The sequence below is a fragment of the Paraprevotella clara YIT 11840 genome (genome assembly GCF_000233955.1).
GTDB classification, from domain to species: Bacteria; Bacteroidota; Bacteroidia; order Bacteroidales; family Bacteroidaceae; genus Paraprevotella; species Paraprevotella clara.
Map to the genome: position 1 here is coordinate 1 of NZ_JH376580.1, position 25,730 is coordinate 25,730.

The 25,730-nt window shown below is 48.6% G+C and carries 26 protein-coding genes; 21 read left to right on the top strand and 5 right to left on the bottom strand.

The genetic code is table 11. The features are described 5' to 3' along the window. The 10 genes from HMPREF9441_RS01550 to HMPREF9441_RS01595 form a co-directional block, all read left to right on the top strand. Positions 1-293: DUF3874 domain-containing protein (locus HMPREF9441_RS01550; RefSeq protein WP_008617246.1), on the top strand; the 293-nt coding region annotated here is incomplete at its 5' end. Between the two features lie 347 nt (positions 294-640). After that, on the top strand, positions 641-916 hold the full coding sequence (locus tag HMPREF9441_RS01555) for a tetratricopeptide repeat protein (protein WP_008617250.1): 276 nt from the start codon (positions 641-643) through the stop codon (positions 914-916). A 25-nt stretch (positions 917-941) separates the two neighbouring features. Beyond that, positions 942-1,172 carry a 4Fe-4S dicluster domain-containing protein gene (locus tag HMPREF9441_RS01560; protein WP_008617252.1) on the top strand — a complete coding sequence of 77 codons (231 nt, stop codon included), beginning with the start codon at positions 942-944 and terminating at the stop codon, positions 1,170-1,172. A 5-nt stretch (positions 1,173-1,177) separates the two neighbouring features. Beyond that, complete coding sequence (locus HMPREF9441_RS01565) at positions 1,178-2,263, top strand: 3-methyl-2-oxobutanoate dehydrogenase subunit VorB (protein WP_008617253.1); 1,086 nt, start codon at positions 1,178-1,180, stop codon at positions 2,261-2,263. Between the two features lie 6 nt (positions 2,264-2,269). Next, entirely contained in the window at positions 2,270-2,509 is a 240-nt protein-coding gene (locus HMPREF9441_RS01570) for a hypothetical protein (RefSeq protein ID WP_008617254.1), read from the top strand. An 11-nt stretch (positions 2,510-2,520) separates the two neighbouring features. Then, entirely contained in the window at positions 2,521-3,303 is a 783-nt protein-coding gene (locus tag HMPREF9441_RS01575; protein ID WP_008617255.1) for a thiamine pyrophosphate-dependent enzyme, read from the top strand. Positions 3,304-3,317: 14 nt separating this feature from the next. After that, positions 3,318-3,863 carry a 2-oxoacid:acceptor oxidoreductase family protein gene (locus HMPREF9441_RS01580; protein WP_039864777.1) on the top strand — a complete coding sequence of 182 codons (546 nt, stop codon included), beginning with the start codon at positions 3,318-3,320 and terminating at the stop codon, positions 3,861-3,863. Positions 3,864-4,135: 272 nt separating this feature from the next. Further along, complete coding sequence (locus tag HMPREF9441_RS01585; protein WP_244949555.1) at positions 4,136-6,400, top strand: putative porin; 2,265 nt, start codon at positions 4,136-4,138, stop codon at positions 6,398-6,400. 16 nt (positions 6,401-6,416) lie between these two features. Beyond that, positions 6,417-6,848, top strand: coding sequence for a DUF4405 domain-containing protein (locus tag HMPREF9441_RS01590; RefSeq protein WP_008617260.1), 432 nt, complete (start codon positions 6,417-6,419; stop codon positions 6,846-6,848). An 11-nt stretch (positions 6,849-6,859) separates the two neighbouring features. Further along, positions 6,860-7,492, top strand: a complete 633-nt coding sequence (locus tag HMPREF9441_RS01595; protein WP_009388546.1) for a chloramphenicol acetyltransferase — start codon at positions 6,860-6,862, stop codon at positions 7,490-7,492. A gap of 121 nt (positions 7,493-7,613) precedes the next feature. Here HMPREF9441_RS01595 and HMPREF9441_RS01600 read toward each other — a convergent pair whose 3' ends face one another. Then, positions 7,614-8,549, bottom strand: coding sequence for a hypothetical protein (locus tag HMPREF9441_RS01600; protein WP_244949556.1), 936 nt, complete (start codon positions 8,547-8,549; stop codon positions 7,614-7,616). A 199-nt stretch (positions 8,550-8,748) separates the two neighbouring features. Here HMPREF9441_RS01600 and HMPREF9441_RS01605 point away from each other — a divergent pair, with 199 nt between their 5' ends. The 3 genes from HMPREF9441_RS01605 to HMPREF9441_RS01615 are packed head-to-tail and all read left to right on the top strand — an operon-like array spanning position 8,749 to position 11,494. Then, on the top strand, positions 8,749-9,738 hold the full coding sequence (locus HMPREF9441_RS01605; protein WP_008617263.1) for a Gfo/Idh/MocA family protein: 990 nt from the start codon (positions 8,749-8,751) through the stop codon (positions 9,736-9,738). Position 9,739: 1 nt separating this feature from the next. After that, on the top strand, positions 9,740-10,885 hold the full coding sequence (locus HMPREF9441_RS01610; RefSeq protein ID WP_008617264.1) for a DUF4421 domain-containing protein: 1,146 nt from the start codon (positions 9,740-9,742) through the stop codon (positions 10,883-10,885). Positions 10,886-10,891: 6 nt separating this feature from the next. Continuing rightward, a complete protein-coding gene (locus HMPREF9441_RS01615) occupies positions 10,892-11,494 on the top strand; it encodes a uracil-DNA glycosylase family protein (RefSeq protein WP_172634901.1) in 603 nt (200 codons plus the stop codon). Positions 11,495-11,808: 314 nt separating this feature from the next. Here HMPREF9441_RS01615 and HMPREF9441_RS01620 read toward each other — a convergent pair whose 3' ends face one another. The 3 genes from HMPREF9441_RS01620 to HMPREF9441_RS01630 all read right to left on the bottom strand — a co-directional run bounded on the left by HMPREF9441_RS01620 (position 11,809) and on the right by HMPREF9441_RS01630 (position 15,449). After that, entirely contained in the window at positions 11,809-13,998 is a 2,190-nt protein-coding gene (locus HMPREF9441_RS01620; RefSeq protein WP_008617266.1) for a fasciclin domain-containing protein, read from the bottom strand. 205 nt (positions 13,999-14,203) lie between these two features. Beyond that, positions 14,204-14,995 carry a Cof-type HAD-IIB family hydrolase gene (locus HMPREF9441_RS01625; protein ID WP_008617267.1) on the bottom strand — a complete coding sequence of 264 codons (792 nt, stop codon included), beginning with the start codon at positions 14,993-14,995 and terminating at the stop codon, positions 14,204-14,206. Positions 14,996-14,999: 4 nt separating this feature from the next. Then, positions 15,000-15,449, bottom strand: a complete 450-nt coding sequence (locus HMPREF9441_RS01630) for a DUF1573 domain-containing protein (protein ID WP_008617268.1) — start codon at positions 15,447-15,449, stop codon at positions 15,000-15,002. A 473-nt stretch (positions 15,450-15,922) separates the two neighbouring features. Between HMPREF9441_RS01630 and HMPREF9441_RS01635 the strand changes: the two genes are divergently transcribed. The 8 genes from HMPREF9441_RS01635 (at position 15,923) to HMPREF9441_RS01670 (ending at position 24,563) form a co-directional block, all read left to right on the top strand. Then, positions 15,923-16,246, top strand: coding sequence for a leucine-rich repeat protein (locus tag HMPREF9441_RS01635; protein WP_008617269.1), 324 nt, complete (start codon positions 15,923-15,925; stop codon positions 16,244-16,246). Positions 16,247-16,594: 348 nt separating this feature from the next. Continuing rightward, the gene (locus HMPREF9441_RS01640; RefSeq protein WP_039864767.1) at positions 16,595-17,530 is read left to right on the top strand and encodes a helix-turn-helix domain-containing protein; all 936 of its coding nucleotides are present in this window, start codon (positions 16,595-16,597) and stop codon (positions 17,528-17,530) included. A gap of 140 nt (positions 17,531-17,670) precedes the next feature. Next, positions 17,671-18,789 (top strand): tyrosine-type recombinase/integrase, encoded by a 1,119-nt coding sequence (locus HMPREF9441_RS01645; protein ID WP_008617275.1) that lies wholly within the window; start codon positions 17,671-17,673, stop codon positions 18,787-18,789. Positions 18,790-19,029: 240 nt separating this feature from the next. Next, positions 19,030-19,860 carry a hypothetical protein gene (locus tag HMPREF9441_RS01650; protein WP_008617278.1) on the top strand — a complete coding sequence of 277 codons (831 nt, stop codon included), beginning with the start codon at positions 19,030-19,032 and terminating at the stop codon, positions 19,858-19,860. 210 nt (positions 19,861-20,070) lie between these two features. Continuing rightward, positions 20,071-20,445, top strand: coding sequence for a helix-turn-helix domain-containing protein (locus HMPREF9441_RS01655; protein WP_008617280.1), 375 nt, complete (start codon positions 20,071-20,073; stop codon positions 20,443-20,445). A 5-nt stretch (positions 20,446-20,450) separates the two neighbouring features. Then, positions 20,451-21,587 carry an AAA family ATPase gene (locus tag HMPREF9441_RS01660; protein ID WP_008617281.1) on the top strand — a complete coding sequence of 379 codons (1,137 nt, stop codon included), beginning with the start codon at positions 20,451-20,453 and terminating at the stop codon, positions 21,585-21,587. 178 nt (positions 21,588-21,765) lie between these two features. Then, positions 21,766-22,878, top strand: coding sequence for a DUF6371 domain-containing protein (locus HMPREF9441_RS01665; protein ID WP_039864770.1), 1,113 nt, complete (start codon positions 21,766-21,768; stop codon positions 22,876-22,878). Between the two features lie 281 nt (positions 22,879-23,159). Beyond that, positions 23,160-24,563, top strand: coding sequence for a hypothetical protein (locus HMPREF9441_RS01670; protein WP_004292734.1), 1,404 nt, complete (start codon positions 23,160-23,162; stop codon positions 24,561-24,563). A gap of 92 nt (positions 24,564-24,655) precedes the next feature. Here the strand turns inward: HMPREF9441_RS01670 and HMPREF9441_RS01675 are convergent, their stop codons facing one another. After that, positions 24,656-25,621 (bottom strand): CfxA family broad-spectrum class A beta-lactamase, encoded by a 966-nt coding sequence (locus HMPREF9441_RS01675; protein WP_008617283.1) that lies wholly within the window; start codon positions 25,619-25,621, stop codon positions 24,656-24,658. Between the last annotated feature and the right edge of the window lie 109 nt (positions 25,622-25,730).

Sequence of the window (25,730 nt, forward strand, 5' to 3'; positions counted from 1 at the left end):
GGGAACGGTACTGGTTCAGCCACGGGGAAGAGAACGCCCTGCGGTTGCACAATGCGGCTTTCTACCGCATCTGCCCGGCCGGGGAGGTATTACGCCGCTACTATCGTGCGGCTCAGCCGAACGAGAAGGTACGCCTGCTTTCGCTGCCCGAAATATTCGCACGGTTGCGGCGGTTGGAACCCGGAGCGATGGCAGGCGTGACACTGCCAAAACTGGCTCAGGCCCTCGTGGCCGCAGGGGTACAGAAGATACACACGCATTATGGAAACCGATATCGCGTGGTGGAATTGTAATATCCCATCCATAAAGAATTACACCGTTTGACAAAAAGCAAATAAAAAGCTGATTTCACTAAACAAAAGACAGGATTACACACTTCTACCCCTTGATGTGCAATCTGCATAAAAACGGCACAAAAGAAAGAAATATGCGCAAAAAACGCGTATTTCAAACGGCATACATCGTTTCATTTACAACCAAACGCAGCAATAAACGACTTATCCTGATATACAGTAACTTAAATAAAACAGAGTACCATATACAGCAGTTTTAATTATTTAAAAGTCTTTTAAAATGCAACTTTCTTAGTTGTTTTAATAAATATACATTATCTTTGTAAAGACAGCAAACATCAGTAAAGATGGATATACAAAATGAAATCGACAAAATGCTACGTAAAGGGCAAATTGATGAGGCTATCTTACGGCTGAACGAACAGATTCAGGCCACAGCTACCCCCTGCGACCGGCTTTATTACCTTCTGGGCAATGCCTACCGCAAACGTGGAGATTTCGCACAAGCCTTGAACTGTTATTTAGAGGCCATGGCCATTAATCCGGACAGTCCGGCTGTCGAAGCTCATCAAATGTTGATGAATATCATAGAGTTTTATCACAAGGATTATTATAACCCGTAAAAAAGATTTTTAGTATTAAAGTATCATGGGGAAATTCAGAGGTATAATCGTAGTAGACCGCGAACGCTGCAAGGGGTGCAACCTGTGTGTGGTGGCTTGTCCGCTCCATATATTAGCGCTCACGGAAAAACAAGTAAACAAAAAAGGGTATCATTATGCCGAACAAGTCCAAAAGGATTTGTGCAACGGATGTTCATCCTGTGGCGTGGTGTGCCCGGACGGATGCATTACCGTATATAAAAAGAAAGAAGAATAAAAGCTATGGCAGAAAAAGAAGTTGTATTAATGAAAGGTAATGAAGCCATTGCCCATGCAGCGATACGTTGCGGTTGCGACGGCTATTTCGGTTACCCCATTACTCCCCAGTCGGAAGTATTGGAAACGTTGGCTTTGGAAAAACCGTGGGAAACGACGGGAATGGTCGTATTGCAAGCCGAAAGCGAAGTGGCTTCCATAAATATGGTGTATGGTGCGGGTGCGGCAGGCAAACGCAGCATGACCTCATCTTCAAGCCCCGGCGTGGCCCTGATGCAAGAAGGCATCGCATACATGGCCGGAGCGGAAATACCGGGACTGATTGTCAACGTGCAGCGGGGAGGCCCCGGACTGGGTACCATACAGCCCAGCCAATCCGATTACTTCCAGGCGACACGCGGAGGCGGAAACGGCGACTACAATGTGATTGTGCTGGCTCCGGCTTCGGTACAGGAAATGGCCGACTTCGTAGACCTGGCCTTCGAACTCTCTTTCAAATACCGTAACCCGGCCATGATATTAAGTGACGGTGTCATCGGGCAAATGATGGAAAAACTGGTGCTCCCTCCATTCAAGCCACGCCGTACGGAGGAGGAAATACGCCGGGAATGCCCTTGGGCTGCCATGGGACGAAGCCAAGGAAGACGCCCCAACGTACTTACGTCGCTCGACCTCGACAGCGCAAGCATGGAACAAAAGAACCTGCATTTGCAAGCCAAATACAAAGAAATCAAGGAAAAAGAAGTCCGCTTCGAATCCATCCTGTGCGACGACGCGGAGTATCTGATTGTCGCATTCGGTTCTGCGGCCCGTATCGGACAAAAAGTCATCGAAATGTGCCGCGCCGAGGGTATTAAAGTCGGTCTGTTGCGCCCTATCACCTTATGGCCCTTCCCGTCCGTGGAAATTGCCCGCTTGAGCCGACAGGTCAAAGGAATATTAAGCTTTGAAATCAATGCCGGGCAGATGGTGGAAGACATCCTGCTGGCCACGAACGGACAGACACCGGTAGCCCACTACGGCCGTATGGGCGGTGTCGTGCCCGCCCCGGACGAAGTGATACAAGCCCTGAAAGAGAAACTCATTAAATAAAATATTATGAACCGCGAAGAGATTGAAAAACTGATAGAAGAAACCGCACGCAAAGAACGCTCTAAAAGAAAAGGGGTATCCGTCCAAAAAGTACGCAGCATATTGAACGTAGTCTTTATGCTATGTGCCGTGGCAGGCCTCATCCTTTATTTTGCCTGGCCGGACAACCGGCTGGCAGGCATGGCCGTTATCGGTGCAGGCATGTGCTTCAAAATCATTGAATTCTTTTTGCGCTTCTTGTTTTAATCGTTTGAACCATGACTGAAGAAGAAATCATACGACCGGAGAACCTGGTCTATAAGAAACCTACGCTGCTCAACGACACTCCGATGCACTACTGCCCGGGGTGCAGCCACGGAGTAGTTCACAAATTAGTGGCCGAAGTCATCGAAGAAATGGGTATGGAGAATAAGACCGTAGCCATCTCTCCTGTGGGCTGTGCCGTTTTTGCCTATAATTACATAGACGTGGATTGGGTGGAAGCCGCCCATGGGCGTGCTCCTGCCGTGGCCAGCGCCATCAAACGCCTATGGCCCGACCGCTTGGTTTTCACTTACCAAGGCGACGGCGACCTGGCGTGCATCGGTACGGCCGAAAGCATACATGCCCTGAACCGGGGAGAACATATCGCCATCATTTTCATCAACAACGCCATCTACGGCATGACGGGCGGACAAATGGCTCCCACGACGCTCATGGGAATGAAAACCGCTACGTGCCCTTACGGTCGGGAGGCGGACTTGCACGGTTACCCTTTGAAGTTCACGGAAATCGCTGCCTCTTTGGAGGGCACTTGCTACGTCACCCGCCAATCCGTCCACACCGTGGCCTCCATCCGAAAGACGAAAAAGGCCATCCGGAAAGCTTTTGAAAACTCCATGAACGGCAAAGGTGCCAGTCTGGTAGAAGTGGTATCCACCTGCAACGCCGGTTGGAAACTTTCTCCGGAAAAAGCCAACCAATGGATGGAAGACAATATGTTTAAATTCTATCCGCTCGGTGACCTGAAAGACACCGCAACAGCAAACGATTCACATTAAATGAACAAATGGTCATGAAAGAAGAAATCATCATAGCCGGTTTCGGCGGTCAGGGCGTACTTTCCATGGGAAAAATATTGGCATACGCAGCCTTGGTAGAGGGCAAAGAAGTAACCTGGATGCCTTCTTACGGTCCCGAACAGCGCGGCGGTACGGCCAATGTCACCGTAATCGTCAGCGACAACAAAATATCGTCTCCCATCCTGAGTATGTATGACACGGCCGTTATCCTGAACCAACCTTCGCTGGAAAAGTTCGAACAGAGCATTAAGCCGGGCGGAACACTGATTTACGACGGATACGGCATCAGCACGCCGCCGTCGCGCAAGGACATCACGGTCTATCGTATCGACGCTATGGACGCAGCCGCCGAAATGAAAGCTGCCAAGGCTTTCAATATGATTGTCTTGGGAGGACTGTTGAAAGTACGTCCGTTGGTAGAAGTGGAAGACGTGCTCCACGCACTCCGCAAAACGTTGCCCGAACGCCATCACCACCTTATCCCGATGAATGAGGCTGCCTTACGCAAAGGCATGGAAATCATCTGTGCGACAGATTGAACCGAATCTCCGGATGGAATAAAGCTTAAAGGAATGTGTTTCCCAATCAGGAAAATACATTCCTTTTTCTGTTCTTGTATCTTTGTTACCGCGAAAATAGGATGCGGCTCGACACAGCCAAACTTGAAAAACTTTGTTTTTCGTTTGTCTCTGCGCTTGCCTTGGATTATCTTTGTTCCACGAAGATAGGATGCGGCTCGGCATAGCCAAACTTGAAAAACTTCGTTTTTCGTTTGTCTCTGCGCTCGCCTTTCGCTATCTTTGCACCCGTTATGAGACTGAAGCTTACTTTTTTCCTATACATTTGTTTGTGTATGGTGTTTCCCGCCATAGCACAAATGCCTGTCGGTAACCCCATCTACGGTACGGATGCCTACGGTAATCCGGTGGATGCCAATGGCAATCCCGTCCAACTCGACGCCAACGGCAATCCTGTCGTCGACGGATACGGTAACGATGCGTACACATGGGGGCGTGACACGACACAAGCCGAAGAGAAAATCATTCCTATCGGCTCATACGCCTGGAATATCGACGAACGCTTCGGCAACATCACTCCCGTAGACGTGGACACGCTGCCGAACAATTTCCAGAACTTCAACCTGACGGCCGGCCCTACGGGACAGTACAACTTTCTGGGAAACCTGGGTTCTCCCCGCCTGTCCCGCCTTTTCATGGACCGCAAACCGTACAGCAATTTCATCTTTGCCGACCCGTTCGACTATTTCTATACTCCGGTGAACGAATTCCAATTCACCAACACGCTGAGTCCCATCACCAATCTGTCTTACCACTCCTGCGGCAACAAACAGGACGGAGAAGACCGCTTGAGAGCTTACTTCGCCAGCAACATCAACAAGATTTCCGGTATCGGATTCAAACTCGACTATTTATACGGACGCGGATATTACAACAACCAAGCCACTTCTCTTTTCAACGGTTCGCTATACGGCTACTATCTGGACGACCGCTACAATATGCATGCATGGATTAGTGTAAACCACATGAGAATGGGCGAGAACGGCGGTATCGAGAATGACGACTATATCACCCACCCGGAAGACTTTACACGCTCCTACGGTTCAAGGGATATCCCGACCATTTTGTCGGAAAACTGGAACCGTAACGAAGACCAGACGTATTATCTCACACACCGTTATAATCTGGGATTCTACAAAGACATCGAACTGCCCGATTCGCTCCGTCCGGTGATGCCTGCCGATTCCGTATTGCTAAAAGGGCTGCGCGACAGCCTGCTCACCGTATACCAAAAGGCGGACACGGCATACCAACATGCCGTCATGGATTCGTTGCGCAACGATTTCATGGCCAAACAGGACAATCCGCAAGACTTCATACCGGTTACCAGCTTCATCCATACCCTGCGTATCCGGAACGCCAAGCACACGGTGTATTCATACGATACGCCCGACCACTATTATGCCGACTTGTTTTATGGCGACCCCAACAATATGAGTGACCGCACGCGGGGTTACTCCATCCAAAACACTTTGGGCATAGCCCTGCGTGAAGGTTTTAACAAATGGGCGAAAGCCGGCCTTACAGCTTTCGCGTCTCACGAATACCGTCATTATACCATGCCGGACCTGAACGGCGGAAACAAAATCATCCGAAGCTATTCGGAAAATAATATCTCGGTAGGCGGACAACTGAGCAAACGGGAAGGAAAAACCCTGCACTATGACGTGACGGGCGAAGTGACGTTGCTCGGAGAAGATGTCGGGCAATTCGATGTGGAAGGCCGGGCCGACCTGAATTTCCGGTTGTTTAAAGATACCGTACAGTTGGCAGCCCGTGCATTCGTCAAGAACCTGAATCCGAGTTTCTACATGCGCCACTACCATTCGCAGTTTGCTTGGTGGGACAACGACCTGAACAAAGAATTCCGTACCCGGATAGAGGGAACGCTTTCCTTGAAACGTACACGGACAGCCCTCACCGTCGGAGTGGAAAACATCAAGAATTATGCCTACTTCGCCACAGACAAAATAGCTTATAACGACGAAGGGGGACAATTCGCCGGTTACAGCAACCGTATTTCCGTCAAACAATACGGGGGCAGCGTACAAGTGTTCAGCGCACGGCTTAACCAAAACTTCAAATTCGGTATCCTGCATTGGGACAACGAGGTAGCGTACCAGAAAACCAGCAATCAGGACATCCTCCCCCTGCCCGACCTTTCGGCCTACAGCAACCTCTACATCGTATTCCGTATTGCCAAGGTCTTGCGTGTGCAGTTAGGCGGAGATGTGCGTTATTTCACGGAATACTATGCTCCGGACTATGCCCCCATCATCCAACAGTTTACGGTTCAGTCGCCGGAAACGCGGATGAAGTTAGGCAACTATCCCATTTGCAACGCCTACGTCAACCTCTTCCTGAAGCACTGCCGTTTTTATGTGAACGTAAACCATGTAAACAACGGAACGGGAAACAAGAACGCATTCCTCGTCCCCCACTATCCCATCAATCCGATGAACATCCATTTCGGACTCTCGTGGAACTTCTTCAATTAATCCTTGATAAAAGACAATGAAAAGAACAGTCATATTCACGGATATAGCCTTAGTGCCAACCTTCGTCCTGACTTTCTACAGCGGCATCAAGTTACACGTGGCCGGACATGGCACCTCTCACGAAGTCTGGCACAACTTTGCCTTATTCCATATCATTACCAGCCTGCTCTTCCTCGCAGCTTGTATCATGCACATACGTTCGCACGCCGCATGGTACAAAGGGTTGTTCCAGAAAGGCCTTGGGAAAAAAAGCCGTATCACACTTTGGACAACCGTGGCCTTCATCCTTGCCACATCCACCGGCATAGTCCTGCTGGGCGTGGAAGGCGCAAATTCTGGAATAGGCATGTGGCATTACCGCATAGGTTTGACAAGCAGCGCACTGATGCTGATTCACATCAGCAAACGTTTCATTCCTCTATGCAGCTCCTTGCGCAAAAAACACTAATATATCAATCCATGAAACAAACCATCGACATCACCCATTGGAACCGCAGGGAGCATTTCGAATTCTTTTCCCAATTCGACGATCCTTTTTTCGGAATCACCACACTCGTAGACTTTACTAAAGCCTACGAACATATCAAAGCACACCGACGCCCCTTCTTCCTCTCGTCCGTACATTTCCTGTTGAAATGCGTCAATGAAACGGAAGCCTTCCGGCTCCGAACAGAAGACGGGAAGCTCGTACAGTACGATACCATACATGTATCTCCCACCATCGGACGAGAAGACGGTACTTTCGGATTCGGCTTTTTCGAATATCATACCGACATCGACATTTTTATCCGGAATGCGGAAAAAGAAATAGAGCGAGTGAAAAAAGGGTGCGGTCTGTCCGTTACCGAAAACACATGGCGACCGGATGTCATCCGCTATTCGGCATTGCCTTGGTTCGCATTTTCCGAAATGAAACATGCCGGTTCTATCCGGACCGGAGACTCTGTTCCCCGTATTTCCACGGGAAAGCTGACACAGGAAAACGGACGATATAATCTTCCTCTTTCTATCACCGTGCATCACGGACTCATGGACGGGCGTGACGTAGCGGAGTTTCTGCAAAACATAGAATACCATCAAAACCTTCTATAAATCCATTCGCCCGCACGGCGAATACCTTTCCCGAGCAAACAACTCCCTTTCCATACACCATCATGCCCCGTACCAAGTCATTTATTGATACGGGGCATGACGGTTCTATTCTTACCAGAGGCTACTGCAAACCCTGCAAACGGCGTTCTTCCTCTTCAAAAGAAGCCTTCTCCTGTTTCCGTGCCTCGACCGAACCATACAGGTAAGACAACGGGAAAAGTGTAAGCCAACTGAACACGTTCGCTATCACCGAAGCCAACATAAAGAAGAATACGACCAAAGCCGGAACGTATGAAGGCAGATCCGTTGCATCTCCTTCCAACAGCCCCATCAGGGAAGCATGACCGGCGTATGCCAGAATACCCGCCGGCAACCAACTCACTGCTGCCAACACTCCCATGATAAGACCTCCGCAAAACAAGATAATGAAAAATGCTCCCCAGTACTGGTAACCATCTTTCATACGCTTCAGGCTACACCAAAAGTCGCGACGTTCGCCCAACATATAGTCCATAATCACCATACAGTAAGGCACTCCCAACGCAAGCAGCAAGATATACGACACCACAGTCACCCAGACGTTGCCCGCCCCCAACCACAAAGTCACAGGCACGATGAGCAAAGAGAATACCACGACGGCCACCAACGTACACGTCAAAGCTCGCAGAGAAGCATTGAATATCTCACGCTTGGCTTCACCGAACCGCAACGCAGGCCACGCCCCGGCCGCAGCAAAACGGGAAACAGCCGTCATCACGTTCCCCATATAAAAGCTATCGGCCAACAGGGACAACACACTTAATATGATAAGAGTAAACAAGGGAAAAGAAAGCACGACCGGTTCGCTTGCTGCCATCCAACGTGTCAAAGCCACGGTAATCTGATTGAAAAACACGCCCCACAATCCCATTACCACCGCACCCGCGATGAGCGAAGGATACAAAAACCTCAATAAAGACAGGATGTGACGTGTAGGCAATTTCAGTCCCTCATTCAGACAGCTCAGATAACTACGGCTTTTGAACAAGCCCTCATCCATTTCTTTCTTCTCTTCCATAATCGAATTTGAAACTTTAATGTTCTTTTGTCGGACAAAAATACCATATTTTTCCATACCACCGTGACGAGATAACATTTTTTATACCTCGTCGGAAACGGCGCCACCGGCTTTATCCAAACTTTCTGCCGCCCATCCGCCGGAATATGCCGCCTTTTTTGTACATTTGCGTAAAGATTACATTTTTCATTGCACGAATATGGACGCGGAAATCATCATCAAATGGGGATTTATCGGATGTGGGGAAGTGACGGAAAAGAAAAGCGGACCGGCTTTCAGTCTCGTGCCCGGCTCTAAAATCGAAGCCGTCATGAGCCGCAATAAAGAAAAAGCACGTTCGTACGCCGAAAGGCACGGTATCCCCAAATGGTACACCGACGCACAGGAATTAGTGGACGACCCCGACGTAAATGCCGTCTATATCGCCACGCCTCCTTCTTCACATGCCACTTTTGCCATCATGGCCATGAAGGCCGGCAAGCCGGTATATGTGGAAAAGCCCCTTGCGGTAAGCTACGAAGAATGCTGCCGCATCAACCGTGTCTCCCAACAAACGGGTGTGCCTTGCTTCGTGGCCTATTACCGGCGTTACCTGCCTTACTTTGCCAAAGTAAAGGAACTGATACGAAGCGGAGCCATCGGACGGGTGCTCAACGTGCAGATCCGGTTTGCCGTCCCACCGCGTGATTTGGACTACAACAGCCGGGAGCTGCCTTGGCGTGTGCAACGCGACATCGCAGGAGGAGGTTATTTTTACGACCTCGCCCCGCACCAGTTGGATTTGCTTCAGGAATTTTTCGGGCCCATCATCAAAGCCCAGGGGTACTGTTCCAACCGGGAAGGACTATACGCCACGGAAGACAACGTCAGTGCCTGTTTCCAATTCCCGGACGGTACGCCGGGTTCCGGTTCATGGTGTTTCGTAGCCCACGAATCGGCCAAAACCGACCGTATCGAAATCATCGGCGACAAAGGACAGATTTGTTTCTCGGTATTCACCTACGACCCCATTGCCCTGCATACGGAACGCGGCCGCGAAGAACTCGTCATTCCGAATCCCGACCACGTGCAACTTCCTTTGATTCATAACATCGTCGAACACCTGCAAAAACAAGCGATTTGCACCTGTGACAGCGTGAGCGCCACACCGGTAAACTGGGTTATGGACCAAATCCTGGGCAAACTGTAAGATGAAGTTACGGAACGCACTGACAATATACGCCTGTCTTTCCTGTGTGGCCGCTCTCGCACAATCTCCTGGCGGCGAAAGCCACACTACTGTTACGGAATTTACCGACAGTGCAGGGACCGCCATCCTGTCCGACTTGCCCCAAAACCGGAAAGGAAACATCTTCAAACAGTTTTTCCGTGCATTCAACGCCATGGACACGACTTATATCACCCCGAACAAATACAACTGGGCCTTCATGTTGCAAAACACGAACAGCTTCGAAACCTATACGTTACACAGCCGGGAATTGGGACAAAAACTGTCGTTCTCTCCCCGACCGGCCATCAAAATAGGACCTTATCTGGGTTGGCGTTGGATTTTTCTGGGATACACTTTCGAGGTTTCTTCTTTAGGTAAAGGCCAACAGTCGAAAAAAACGGAATTCGAATTGAGCCTGTACAGTTCCATGCTCGGTTGCGACCTTATTTACCGGCGGACAGGAGACGATTTCCGGCTCCGTAAAGTAAAAGGCCTCGGCGAGGAGGCACGAGAAGTGGAAGGCGAGAATTATCATGGCATCAACGTGAAAGTGACCGGCATCAATGCCTACTACATTTTCAACCATAAACGCTTCTCCTATCCGGCCGCATTCGCACAAAGTACCGTGCAACGTAAAAGCTGCGGGTCGTGGAAAGTCGGTTTTGCCTACACCCGGCACGAACTGGATTTCGATTATAATGCCCTGCCGCCCGTACTCACCCATAATCCGAACCACGAACTCAGCCAGGATTTTCAGGTTGATAAAGTCAAATACACGGATTTCAGCCTGAGTTGCGGTTATGCCTACAACTGGGTGTTCAAGAAAAACTGGTTGTTTTGCATTTCCATCGTGCCGGCCATCGGTTATAAAAAAACACATACAGCCGCCGTGCAACCGGAAAACGAGACGGAGACTTCGGCTTTGGCTTCTCATCTGAGAAACCTGAATTTCGACGTCACGGGGCGTGCGGGACTGGTATGGAACAACACCAAATATTTCGGTGGCTTGTCTTTAATCGTGCACAACTACAATTACCGCCACAACCGCCTGTCCATCAACAACACATTCGGCACACTGAATTTATATATCGGACTGAATTTTCATAAACGTAAAGCATACAGATAGATACACATGACACCAACAGATTCACCCACCCCCATTCCAACCGAAGAGCATCCCTTGCAACCGTTCCTTCCGCCCCACGCACGCCTGTTGATGCTGGGCAGTTTCCCGCCCCAGAAAAAACGCTGGTGCATGGATTTCTACTACCCGAACTTCATCAACGACATGTGGCGCATCATGGGATACATTTTCCATGGCGACCGGAATTGGTTTGTAGATGAACGGGCCAAATGTTTCAAGAAAGAAATGATTGTGGAGTTCCTGCTCGACAAAGGCATCGCCCTATACGACACGGCTTCCGCCATCCGCCGTCTTCAGGATAATGCGGCGGACAAGTTTCTGGAAGTCGTCACCCCGACCGACCTTCCCCGATTGCTCGGACAAATCCCTCGTTGCACGGCCATCGTCACCACCGGACAAAAAGCTACCGACACGTTGTGCGATACTTTTCATATATCGCAGCCCGCCATCGGGAGCTTCAGCCCGTTCGTGACGGAAGGACGTGAATTACGGCTGTATCGCATGCCCTCCAGTTCACGTGCCTATCCTATGAAATTGGAGAAGAAGGCCGTCTTCTACCGTAAAATGCTGGAAGAAATCGGTCTGCTGTAAAACGCGGCCTCCACAAACCCAAATCCATCCCCCGTGCTCCGTAGCCTTTCAAAGCAGAGAAAAGACACTTATTGTAAACCATCTTCAACCCGCTTCCACGATCTGCGGCAAACGATTTTTCAATCTGCGGCAAACGAAAAATCATTCGGCTGAGATTGAAAAATCGTTTGCCGCAGAAAAATATATCCAAATGCAGCCATTCCTTATACACTACCAAACAATCAGTTAGGGAAATACAGAAAAAAGGCGGACAGGAAACTAAATATCAATAATTTTCCTGTCCGCCTCCAATATGCGGCTAAACTTTATAGACTTTAATAAAGATCCTCACCGATTCCTCCGGCTCCGCAAATACTAAGCGGAACCATCTCCATATATTCCAACACAAAAGCGGCATCGCTACTTCCCGTAAACACCGAACGGAAGCGCACCGTATGCTCCTTGTTGGGGAGGATTACGACCTCACAAATCTTGCGGCGCAGACAGGAAGCGACATTGTACAGCACATTGGCAGACATGGGTACGTATTGCGGCTGTTCCGGAATATTTCCGGCGTTATAGCATATCACGCTCTTCCCTGCGCTATAGTAACCGTTGTTCTTCATGACACGGGCATTCTCCTCTAATTCCTCCGTCGTATAAATACCGTTGGAGTTTTCATCCTTGTTACGCCATCCGGAGCCTCCGTTATAAAGACCGGCCACACGGCTGTCCGACCCACCGTAACGCATGTCGATGGGAAGTCCCTGCGGCACGTCGTCCAAGTAAACCTGTGCGATGCCTCGATTCCCTACTCCGCCCGGATAGGCTATCCGTAACTCATACGTGCCGGGAGGAACATGGGGCAATTTGAACTCCACGTCGTAACTTGAACCTTGGACGGTAATCTCATCTCCGCCGAAGTCCCACCAACGCAACTTGGGACGATGCACCATGAACACCGAGGTCTCCGAAAACTCGACCCCTTCTATATATCCCTTGGGAGCATAGTAATTGAATCCCCCTGCCTTTCCGCCTGTCTCGGAATTGTCGGATGCCTCGCTATACCCCTCACGCGGATCGCCGTTCAAACGCATATCGTTATTGGTCAATTCCGGCCACACGGTCTGGAAATCTATTCTCAAGCGCGTATTGTAAACGTTGTTCCGTGTCGTCTGGTCGTAAGCCAACACGTCGTCCACATAATAATAGGCCACGTTGAGCGAGAAGTTATCCGCATCGGGAACCGTCACGCGTGAACCGCGCACCCGCTCGTTGGAATTATATTTACTGGCCTCACTGTGGTTGATATAGAACTCACGAGGGTATTCCACTTCCGGATCCGTGGTAGAATACACCTTTTCCAACTTCATGGACGAGAAATCGAGCATCGTGTTTATCCATTCCGTAGGACTGGCATAAGCCGTATTGAAGCCCCAACAGTTGATGAACTTGTCCGTGCTGGCAAACATACGGTCCAGGATATGGTAGGTCATAAAGATCTTCAACGGGTTGTGAGGATTGGTCAGGCTATTCTTGTTCCAATACAACTCCTTGTACGTCTTGCCTTCCGGATTAGTCGGATCCACCTTATTCAACCCGAATATCTCAGCCGACTGGTTATCATTATATTTTTCGACGGCCAAATCGTACAAGGCATCTATCTTTTGCTCCATCGACATGCCCTCGCTGAAAAGGTTCGCATATTTCTCATACAGCACGCGGTCCGGCACAATGAACAAAGTAAAGCCTGAGTAGCGATGGTCCGGACGTTTTAAGGTGTAGGTATAATTTCCAGGCTTTTGATTGTACAGGAACTCGGGAAAGTTCGCTTTCTCCGCCTCGTATTCATCGTCGCGGTATTCCGACAAGGAATCCAACAGCCCTGTACGGCGGAATGCCTCATAATAAATAGTAAAGTCCGCTTTGTTCTCTTCGAGCAAGGAAGCCCCCAAGCTGGTACTTGGGACAAGCACTTTGCTCACCGGATGGCACACACCGTTTTCCACCGAGTCGTTCTTCAGCTCATTGATAATAGCCGCCCTACGGTTCACAATACTCAACACCATGCCATTGGCGTCAACCGTGTCACCCGTGGTCTGAATCACCAAAGGCAAATCCAGCTCATTCTTCTGCTGCGATGTTTCCGTCAGGTTATACGTATAAACTATCGAGTTGTCTATCATGCAGGCTTTCACAAGCGTATCGCAATAAGCCTCCGGAATGTCCTCTACGGAAGCATAACCATACTCCTTCAAAAAATCTTCTACACCTGCGTTTACCGGTGGGAACAAAGTACGCCCGCCACGGCTGGCCAGAAAGTCCATTTGCCCTGCACGCTCCACGATACGTGTGAACAAACTGAAATCCTCACGGGACTTCAAATAGTCACTCATCATTTCCCCCGTAAAAGTATAATAACTCGCAGCGGGCAAGTCATCATTACAACTGGACAAGAAAACCGAATGCCCGGCAACGAAAAAGGCACTGCATACGGTTAACCATAGTCTGAATTGTTTTTTCATACATTTAATAAATTTAGAACGAAATTAGGAATTATTGTGGAGGCAAAATTACAAGAAGTATTTAATAATACGAATTATTCCTGTCAAAAAAAGAAGAAAAACTCCAATTTTTAACACTTTTGTGCCCCCACACAATTAAAATTGTGCAGGGACACAAAGAAAGAGGTGCGAACCTACATATAGAACTACAAGGTTTCCTAAAAAATCAATCTATCAGACCAAAATGACGCAAAGCTTTTTCCACTCCATCTTCGTCCACAGAATCAGTCACATATGCGGAAACCCTTTTCAGTTCATCGCATGCGTTTCCCATGGCTATCCCGTATGGAACGTGAGACAACATCGTCACATCATTTCCACCGTCGCCAAACGCCATGGCCTCGTCTAATGACAGTCCTTCGTATGCCAGCACTTTATCAATGCCGACACTCTTGTCTACCCCACCGGCAATGACATCCGTAAAGAAAGGATGCCAGCGCATGGAAGTGCAATCGGGCATCAGTTCCGTCATGAAATGCGGTTCACGGTCGGCTTTGAAGAAAGAAATGAGTTGCAAGACATCTTTTCCGCGGGCATACGAAGCCGGACGAACTGTCGGCATTTTGATGTCCAACAAACGGGCCACCGCATCGACATCTTCGTTAAGTTCCGTAATGAACATCTCATCGCTGCAAACAAATATGACCGGATATGCGTCTGTTCCGTGTGTCAGGTGCTCCACGACACGCTCCACACTCCCCGTAGAAACCGGCCGGTGAAAAATAATCTCACCGCCGCGCGTAAAACAATGGGCACCCGTCACGGTAATCATGCCGTCGTACTCCAATTCACCCAAATTGTCAATAAACGGCACCGGACGCCCCGTAGCTATATAAACTTTGATGCCACGGCTGCGAAGGGCGGCCACGGCATCAAGGGTGGATTGGGGAATGCGATGGGTTTTAAAAGAGACCAACGTCCCGTCGATATCGAAAAATATCGCTTTTATCTTTCCCATCGGCTTATTTCTTATCTTTTTCGGAGGCTGTCATTACACCGGTAATATACAATTTCACCATAGGCTCCTTGGCATTGGTACGCACCGTAATGCTTTTCTTGAAACGCCCCGGATATTTTCCGCTGCCGTTGTACGTCACCTCCATCTTGCCCTTCTCTCCGGGTTTTACCGGCATCCGGGTATAAGTGGGTACCGTGCATCCGCATGAAGCAATAGCCTGATGAATCACCAACGGAGCATTCCCCTCATTGGTAAACGTAAACGTACATTTCACGATCGGGTCGTCTTCCGAAAAGGTTCCCAAATCCTGAGTTGTCTTGTCGAATACAATACTGGCTTCCTTCACGTCTGACTTTGTTTCCTTTGCAGCCGGAGCCTTCGCGTCCGTCTTTTGCGCCAAGACCGGAACGCCTCCCAACATGCACAGCAATGACCATGCTATAAACTTTTTCATATCCTTCTTCTATTAAAATCACTGCAAAAATAGGTCCTTTATTTAAAATAAGGTAGCTACTCCACGAAAAAATAGGAATTATTAGCACAGTTGATTCTTTTTCCGTACATTTGTTGCCGATAAAATATGTCGAACCCTTAAAATTTGAAGTAAGAAACAGACAGTAAAGATGGACGAAACGCAAGGGGGAACGGCTTGGCCATGCGCAAGGCTTCCCCGGAAATGAGTGAACCAAACAATTCAACTACAACCGTGCGTTTCCGTCTGACACTTGGATATAAAGATATTGAGCTTTCGGCTCTTGTTCTCTCTTTCTGAATACCGCCAATATTCGTACAACGGGAACAAGCAGACCTGATGGTTCACGTCGTAAGGCGTGAATCGTCTTGTTGCTTGTTGTTGTGCAGGTCACTTGGCGGTAACCCAGAAAGAAGCAAGCTACAGACGGTTGCACGCCTTTACTATTTACTTTTATGAAATCATTCATACACAAAATCTTATTACTCTGCGTATTGGCAAGCTTCGGACATACTACGGCTTGGGCCGTTAAAGTAATCATCGATGGGGTGAATTATTCAATCAACAGTAATAATCAGACAGCAAGTGTTGTAAACGGAAAAAACCCCTATCTTTCAGGAGATATTAAAATAGCCGAATCTGTTACATATAAAGACCAGATATATAAAGTTACGGCCATTGAGGAAAAAGCTTTCAGTAATTGTAAGAATCTGACATCCGTTACTATTCCGGATGGTGTGACAAGCATCGGAGAAGACGCGTTCGTATTATGTATTTAGAAGCGTAGAACAACCAAAAACAATCAGAAATATCCAAACATAAACATTTAATTATCAGCACATTCTAAAAATTAACACTTTCCGGCTGCTTTTTGATGCTTCCCAAATTTCCACATATTTTTGAGACGTATTTCTGACGTGGAGAATTTGCGGGGCTTGTTTTTTGTCACACCGTGCAGACAGTTGACAAGGGTTTACAACCGTTTACGACAAGCGACAATATCCGCCCCGACATTCAGCAACGGTCACATCGTGTAGAAAGGCGACAACCGTTGACTGCCGTTTACATCCGTTCACCACTTCAGGAATACAGGATTGAAGAAATGAACCAGTAAACGATAAAGCAGTATGAAAGCAACCCGAAAATGCAGTTTTTGCGGCAAGTCCTTTGTAACCCGCAGCGGAATGCAAAGGTATTGCAGCGAGGCTTGTCAGGCGGAAGCCCGGCGAGCCAGAATGACACATAAGAACAATCTCTTCAAAGCCGTCCGGCCAATCATGGAGATACAGCATCAGGAGTATCTCACCTTTTCCAAAGCAGCCATACTCATGGGCTGTTCCCGACAGTACATCTATAAACTTGTAGCCATGGGCAAGCTGAAGGCCTCACGCATCAGCAACCGCATGGCATTCATCCGCAGAGCTGACATCGAGCGGATGCTGGAGAGCAATCCCTACCACCGCATCTTGCCCGGCAGCACTTCCACACCGAAAAAATCCGCTTCATCTTCCTTCCCGGCGAAAAAAGAAAAAAGGGAAAAGGTAACCGATGAAGTGCCGGACTTCTATTCCGGTGAAGAGGTGATGTCCCTTTATAAGGTCAAACAGTCATGGCTCTATACCACCGCCAAACGCAATCGCATTCCCATCTGCCGCATCGCTGGAAAGAACTATTACAGCAAGAAGCATGTTGACGAGTTCTTCGGTATGGCTGTTGATATGGAAAGTATCACCGGCTGGCTCCTGACTGAAGAAGCGGAAGAGCAGTTCGGCATGAAGCCTGCCGCACTCCGGGCATATGCCTACCGGCACAGGATACCGACCAAAAGAGAATACGGCCGCACCTATTACTCCAAGTCCCATCTGGACGAACTCCGCAGGACCGACCTTGTGAACGACGAACGTTATTACACCGTGGAACAAGTCCGGCAGATTTACGGGCTTTCCTCCGCCAACATCTGCCATTTCGTCAAGGTAAAGCACATCGAAAAGATAAAGGTCGGCGTGAAGAACCTGCTTCTGCGCTCCGACGTGGAGCGTGTCATGGCTGAAAGGAACAAATAACCGCAAACAACCGCCATTACCGAAAAATTATTTCAAAATGATTGCCGTGGAGGTATTCACGGCTGTTTCACGTTGTTCCTTTGCCACCGTGAACACGGAGACACCTCCGGAAATGTACAACCAGTTAAAACATCATCAATATGAGTAAATGCAAGACAGTAACCTTGCGCAAGCGCAAGATCAAGAACGGTACACAGTATTCGCTGTGTCTGGACTATTATCCCGGCTACCGTGACAACACCACCATGAAAGTGATAACACGTGAAGCTCTGGGTATTTACATTTTTGCCAAACCTGCCAACCAGCAGGAGCGTGATTTCAACGCACGCATGGTGAAGAAGGCGGAGATACTCCGCAACAGGCGTTACGAAGCCATCTTCAACGAGAACAACGGTTTCTTTGACAAGGCCAGGATGAAAGGGGATTTCCTCGCCTACTTCAAGGAACTGGCAGACAGAAGGAATATCAAGTGGCAGCACGTCTATAAGCACTTTGAACGGTTTGTAAATGGCAAATGCACCTTTGAAGAGGTGGACGTGGACTTGTGCCGCAAGTTTATGGAGTACCTGCTGAACGCTCCCCAGACCATACACATCAACCAAAAGCTGCATATCAATTCTGCGGCGGGCTACTGGTCGGCTTTCCGTGCCGTCCTGCACGCGGCCTACCGTGACAGGAAGATAAAGGAGAATCCCAACGGCTTTCTGGACCGCATCGAGAGTATTCCCACCATGAGAGAGCATCTGAGCCAGGAGGAACTGATACGGCTTGCCGAAACGCCATGCGAGGAAGAGGTTCTGAAAAGGGCTTTCCTTTTCGCCTGCCTAACGGGATTGCGGAAGAGCGACATCAGGCAGCTTACCTGGCAGCAGATACAGCCGTACACCAACGGCAAGATGTTCGTGACCACCCGTATGCAGAAGACGAAGCAGATCGTACACAACCCCATCAGTGATGAAGCCTACGGACTGCTCGGGGAACGGCATGAAGGACTTATCTTTGAGGGCTTCAAAGACAAGATGTTGCAGGGGCCCCTGAAGCGTTGGTTGTCGGCGGCAGGCATAACCAAGAAGATAACCTTCCATTGCACCCGGCATTCATTCGGAAGCCTGCACGTGGAAATGGGTACGGACATGGCTGTCATACAAGCCTGTCTGGGACACAAGAACATTACCACCACACAAATCTATTCCAAGATGGCAGCACAGCAGATGTGTGACGTGGTGGACAAGATAACCCTGAAACGCAAGGAGGCATAGGCCTGTTTCAGGATATTCAGAGGGAGCGGTTATTGCGTGCAGGCTTTAACTGTTCCCTCTGTTTCTGATGGCACCATTCCTTAAAAAGTCATTATAGTATGATATTTTGGTATGATTCCGGACTTTTGGTGAAAAACATTGAAAAAGAAACCGCCAACCAAGGCTAATGAGTAATAATTGGAAGAATACCATTAAATTTGCAAAGACCTGACAGTTACAAGTAATAACCGAAAAAAAGATATGGAACCAACGATAAAGGACAAATACATCATTTTGGGATTCATCGGCATTGCCATCTGCCTGATTTCCTTTTTTATCACACTGATTGTCTCCGCAAGTTTCAATCAGGACAATTTTGTAAGGCTGATAGTCTTTGTATGCAGCAACATTCTCGGCTGGCTGTTCTATCTCTCTTTCCAGACGGTCATTTTCGACTCATACGAGATCTGGAAACTCAAGTCCGGCAAGAAAAAGGCATCTGTCGGAATCATAAAGGCTCAGGAAGAACAGCTACAGGATGTGAATGAACCTGCAGCTCCGACACCGATGCCGACAGGCGGGGAAGCAACCCCGGATATAAAACCGGTAGAGATTGCCATTGCCCCGGAACTTCACGAAAAGAACCGTGCCAGCTATGAGGACAGACAGAAGCAGGAAGAGGCGGAACGGATCCGCATGGTCATGGAGTACATCCACTTCGTCATGCCCCGTATTGCAGACAAGGAGACCGTCAACCATATCTGTGCCGAGGTTAACAAGTGGATGTGCCTTCACAGCTACAAGCCCAAGCCGATAACAGGACGGCTACCCCGGGAGATTACCAACATTCCGCTCCGCCATTTCGTGTGGAACATCTCCGAGCGTTTCATGTACAAGAAATACTACAACGGGGACAACCGTGCTAATTTTATCAAAACCCTTTTTCCACGTGAGTTTGCCGACACGGATATAGCGACCATAAAGAACTTCAAGGTCGATCCGTCAAAGACGCTGATTCCCATTGACGAACCCGAAAACGGCAGTCTGGACTTCCATTATCCCGAAGATTATGCACGGGAAGTGAACAGTTGACCGTTTTCCGGGGATATAACAACAATAACGACAAGTATCAGGCAACACGTAACAGCCTGTATCTCATTGTTTCCCGAATAGCTTTGCCCGTCATTCACGGTTGGGCATCGTTATTCGGGAATTATTTTGCAATGACATCCCGTGAATATCTTCACGGCCATATCATTGCGGTCCTTTGCGCCAAGCCTTACAAAAGAGGCGAGTACGCAAATGGAAAAAACAGTGATTACATTCAACGACCTTCCCGAGGTCGTAGCCCAGCTTCGGGACGAAGTGATGAGTTTGAGAAGCCTGCTTACCGAGCAGCGCAGTGTGAACAATGCAAAGACGGTGGACACCCATGTCCCCATGTCCGTGGATGAAGCGGCGGAATATCTCGGTATTCCCAAGGGAACGCTCTACATGAAACTGTCGGACGGAAGCATTCCGGCCACCAAGCCCGGCAAACGCTATTGCCTTTACCGTGACGAACTGGACAGATGGCTGGAATCCTCCCGCAAGAATCCCGTACCCCTGTCCGATGAGGAACTCAGCGAATCCATGTCCTCCTCCCACCGTCGCAAGCCCGGTCAACGTAACTGGTAAGAGCCATGGAAGAGGACAAGAACTATATCAGCATGATACATGGCGACCTGACGAGGGCAGCCCAGATACAGAACGGTATGCCGGAAAATATCGGTGTGATGAGCATAAAGACCGCCAACCGGACCATACTTGAAGTATCGCAGCTGCCCACGCCCCGTGCGTTGTGGGACAGTTTCTGGTACGAGGGGGAACTGTCCTGCCTCTTTGCGGATTCCAACGTGGGGAAATCCATCCTTGCCGTGCAGATAGCCGACCGTATCGCCCGGACTGACAACGTGCTTTATCTGGACTTTGAACTGTCAGAAAAGCAGTTCCAGCTCCGCTATACCGACGAGTACGGAAAGCCTTACACCTTTCCCGAAAGGCTGTACCGGGTATCGCTTGACTGCGACGCCCTTCTCGATGCCGACTTTGAAGGGACGATCATCGGCAGCATTGAACAGATGGCACAGCAGACCCGCTGCAGGATCTTCATCATTGACAACCTTACTTACCTGTGCTGTGCCATGGAGAAAGGCGATGCGGCGGGACGGCTGATGATACAGCTCAACAATCTCAAAAAGAGATACGGGCTTTCCATCCTTGTCCTGGCACACACTCCCAAGCGTTCACTGGACTGTCCCATCACGTCCAACGACCTTGCCGGAAGCAAGCGGCTCTACAATTTTTTTGACAGCGTGTTTGTCATCGGGAAAAGCGCACTGGACGGAGGACTCCGCTATGTGAAGCAGCTCAAGGTCCGTTACGGGACATTCTCGTATGATGCCGACAATGTGATTGTCTATGAGATTGAGAAAACGGATGCCTTCCTGCAATTCGTGTTCAGGGGCTATTCAACCGAAAAGGAACACCTGAAGAAACCGAGTGACAACGAATCGGGACAAAGGGATTGCCTTATCCTGCAACTGTCCCAATCCGGGAAGTCAGTCCGGGAGATAGCCTCGCAGGTCAATTGCGGCAAGTCCACCGTCAGCCGGATAATCCAGCGCAGCAAGGAGGACAGGAACGCAGCCGTCCCGAGTGTCCCGCTGTCCCGTCCCAAGGAGAACGGGACAATGGGACAGGTGGGACAGCATGGGACAGCAGGAGAAGCAAGGCAGGCGGAGCTGTTTGCAGGACATAAAAAGGAGGACAAACCATGAAAAAGCAGCCTGCACACGGCTGTATGACAGCTGCCCGTATCATTTGCAGAACATGGGAGCATACAAACCGGACCCTGATTTTCCAGAGTGTCCCGGGGCGTCCCACTGTCCCAGCCTTTAGGGGACGGGACAGTGGGACAGCGGGACAACAGTAGAAAACCAAACATCAAAAACAGTCATGAGCAACTATTCATTACAGAAATATAAAGGAACGTCAACACGGCATACCTGTCCGAATTGCGGGGACAGACGTTCCTTCGCCTACTACGTGGACGAAAGCGGTACGCCCCTTCACCCGTCAGTCGGCAGATGCAACCACGAAAGCGGCTGCGGGTATCATTATACACCCAAACAGTATTTTCACGACCACCCCGAATGCCGGACCGCCGGTGGTTTCTCTTCCGGCAGGCAATGTATGGCGCAGAAGCCCAAGCAACCGCTGCAACAGACAGCCATCGGTTACATACCACCGCACTATGTGGAGAAATCGCAGAGCGTGCATAGCAACTTCTGCCGTTTCCTTTCAGCACTGCTTGATTCCTATTACGGCAGCAAGGCAAAGGAAGTGCTGAAAAGGTTAATGGAAGATTACCGTCTGGGAGCAACCCGTGACGGTGCGGTCATCTTCTGGCAGATTGACCGGGAGAACAAGGTGCGGACAGGCAAGGTGATGCAGTACAATCCCGGGGACGGACACCGTGTAAAGGACGGACAGACATCGGCAGTGAACTGGATACACAGCATACTGAAAAGGCAACGGGTACTGGCGGAGGAATGGCAGCTTTCCCAATGCCTTTTCGGGGAACACCTGCTGAGTGTCTATCCTGACAAGGTGGCGGTTCTGGTGGAATCCGAGAAGAGTGCCGTTATCGGATCCGCCCTCTTCCCCGGCTATGTATGGCTGGCGGCAGGAGGCAAAAGCCAGTTACGGGAGGAAAAGCTCCGTGTACTGAGCGGACGGACCCTACTTCTCTTTCCAGATGCCGATGCCTATGCCGAATGGAAAGAGCGTGCCGACGGCATGACCTTCTGCAAGGTGATGGTGTCTGACCTCATAGAGAAGAACGCAACGCCGGAGCAGAAGGCGGCACATATCGACATAGCCGACTGGATAATTTACCAGATACGGGACAGCAGGATAAATTGTACAGCCGACCATCTGGTGGAAGCGGAAAGAATCCTGCTAAGAATGACAGAAAAGAACCCCGCCCTTCAAAAGCTGATAGATGATCTGGGGCTTGTGCTGGTCAGTGCATCCCTAATCGGCAGCGGTGACGGAAACCCTCCTTAACGGAGGAGAGCGGAAACCGGAGGTTGTAGTGTCGGACAATGGCTTGCCATTGATATAGCCCACTATAACTACACGCTTCGCTTACGTAGTTGTGGGCTCTCCCGAGAGGATTAGGGTTTTACCCTAATAACCCACTCAGGGCGTTTCTCCCCTGAGAACCCAGAGCAAAGAGTGACCCTCTCTTTGCAATCTCCGCTTATGGGTTGCACCCCTAAGAACCCCATGCGTTTACGGACAGCGGAAAAGCTAACAATAAAGTACAAACCAAAAAACAAGTATCTATGGCAACAAAATCAAGCATACATATCAAGCCCTGCAACATCGCATCGAGCGAGGCTCACAACAGGAGGACTGCCGAATACATGCGCCACATCGGAGAGTCCAGAATCTATGTCGTTCCTGAACTATCCACCGATAACGAACAGTGGATAAATCCCGACTTCGGCAGTCCGGATTTGCGGATGCATTATGACAATATCAGACAGATGGTAAAGGAAAAGACCGGACGTGCCATGCAGGAAAAGGAGCGTGAACGCAAAGGCAAGAACGGTAAAATAGTCAAGATTGCGGGATGCTCCCCCATACGTGAAGGAGTGCTGCTTGTCAGGTCGGACACCACACTGGCAGACGTGCGTAAATTCGGTGAGGAGTGTCAAAGACGCTGGGGAATCACACCGCTGCAAATCTTCCTGCACAAGGATGAAGGGCATTGGCTGAACGGTCAGCCGGAAGCGGAAGACAGGGAAAGCTTCAAAGTCGGGGACAGATGGTTCAAGCCGAACTATCATGCCCATATCGTTTTCGACTGGATGAACCACGAAACAGGAAAGAGCCGAAAGCTCAATGACGATGACATGATGCAGATGCAGACCCTTGCATCCGACATCCTGCTGATGGAACGCGGGCAGTCAAAGGCTGTCACTGGTAAGGAGCATCTGGAACGGAACGACTTTATCATTGAGAAGCAGAAAGCTGAACTGCAACGCATGGATGCAGCCAAACGGCACAAAGAAGAACAGATAAATCTTGCCGAGCAGGAACTGAAACAGGTGAAATCAGAAATACGCACTGACAAGTTAAAGAAGACAGCCACCACGGCAGCGACAGCCATAACTAGTGGAGTTGCTTCTCTTTTCGGGAGTGGAAAACTGAAAGAACTGGAACGTGCCAACGAAAAACTGCAAGACGAGGTTTCAAAACGGAACACCAATATTGAAAAATTGCAGAGCCAAGTACAGCAGATGCAGAAACAGCATGATACGCAAATCCACAATCTCAGAGAAATGCACAGGCAGGAACTTGACATGAAAGAAAAAGAACTGTCACGGCTCGCCAGAATCATAGACAAGGCTTTCAGGTGGTTTCCGATGTTCAGGGAAATGCTGCGCATGGAAAAGTTTTGTGCCATGCTGGGATTCTCTAAAGAAATGACTGAAAGTCTTATAGTCAAAAAAGAAGCCCTGAAATGTAGCGGTAAAATCTATTCCGAGCAACACAGGCGGAACTTTGATATAAAGGATGATATTTTAAGGGTGGAAAATGACCCTGACGATGAAAGCAGGCTGAATCTGACAATAAACAGGAAGCCGATTGCCGACTGGTTCAGGGAGCAATGGCACAGGCTTAGATATGGAGCAAGAGTGCCGCAACAGGAAGAAAGAAAAAGTAGAGGATTCAAATTATAATAGAAGCAATTTGATTAGTAATCTAAAAGCACTCCGATAACGATTAGAGTGCTTTTAGATTGTTTATCATTAATTATCAAAGCAAGTGCAGTTTAAGATTTTACTGAAGTTTGCATTAATAAAGAATATACTACAGCTGATATATGCGCAACATATTGTGACGCTTGTGATTCATTTCCCTTGAAATCCTTAACAAATACCGCTAAGGTATAACTGATATTATTAGGCAGACATATATAGGCAACATCATTGTGAGCTGCAAGAACACCATTTTCATTAACAGAACCTGAACCTGTCTTATGCGCTATAACAACCCCTTCTTTATCAAGAAGTGGAGCTGCTATCCTATCTACACCTGTTTTGCATTCTTTTAACGTATTCTTAATGAAACTTTGTTTCTCATCATCGATAAGACCTTCAGTAAACAAACGATTCATCAACATTGCAGCACCAAGAGGAGATGTATAGTTAGAGTAAGCCTTGTTATGGTCAGCCGACATTTCCTCTTCCGTATAAGCTATCTGAAAACTTGAACGAGGAATGAGTGTGGCTATAAAACTATCTGTTTGAGCGACATTAACCATATCCTTAAACATAAGGTTGCTTGCATTGTTGTCACTCTGAGTAAGAGTATAACGCAGCAAATCTCTCACTGTCAATGATATGACTGGCCCTGAATAATCTTTCAGCATAGGACTCCAAGTCTTTGGGTCAAGTTTATCCCTATTTATATTTACTAAGGTATCAAGTGAAATTCCTTTATTGTCAAAGTCATTACAAAGAGCTAATGCCTGATGAACCTTAAACACACTCATCATAGGATAAACACTCTTATTATTGACCTTAACCGTATCTCTGTTATTAACAATAACCGCCACACCAATTTCGCCAGGACAAGCTGAGACAATTTGAGAAATGCTATCAGTCAAAACATTTGTTAAAGGAGGATTTGCGCTATCTTTTGTCGCTGATTTATGGAACAATGAAAATACCAAGATGAAAATGCAAACTAAAGCTATACTCAAAACTACGATTTGTTTTTTTCTGTTTTTTTCCATGTTTATATTATTTATATTTGTTTGACGAGAATATCTTTATTTGCCGACAAAGGTACATAACTTTACGGAAAAATACAATGTTGTCCTAAACGTTTTTCGATAAAAACAA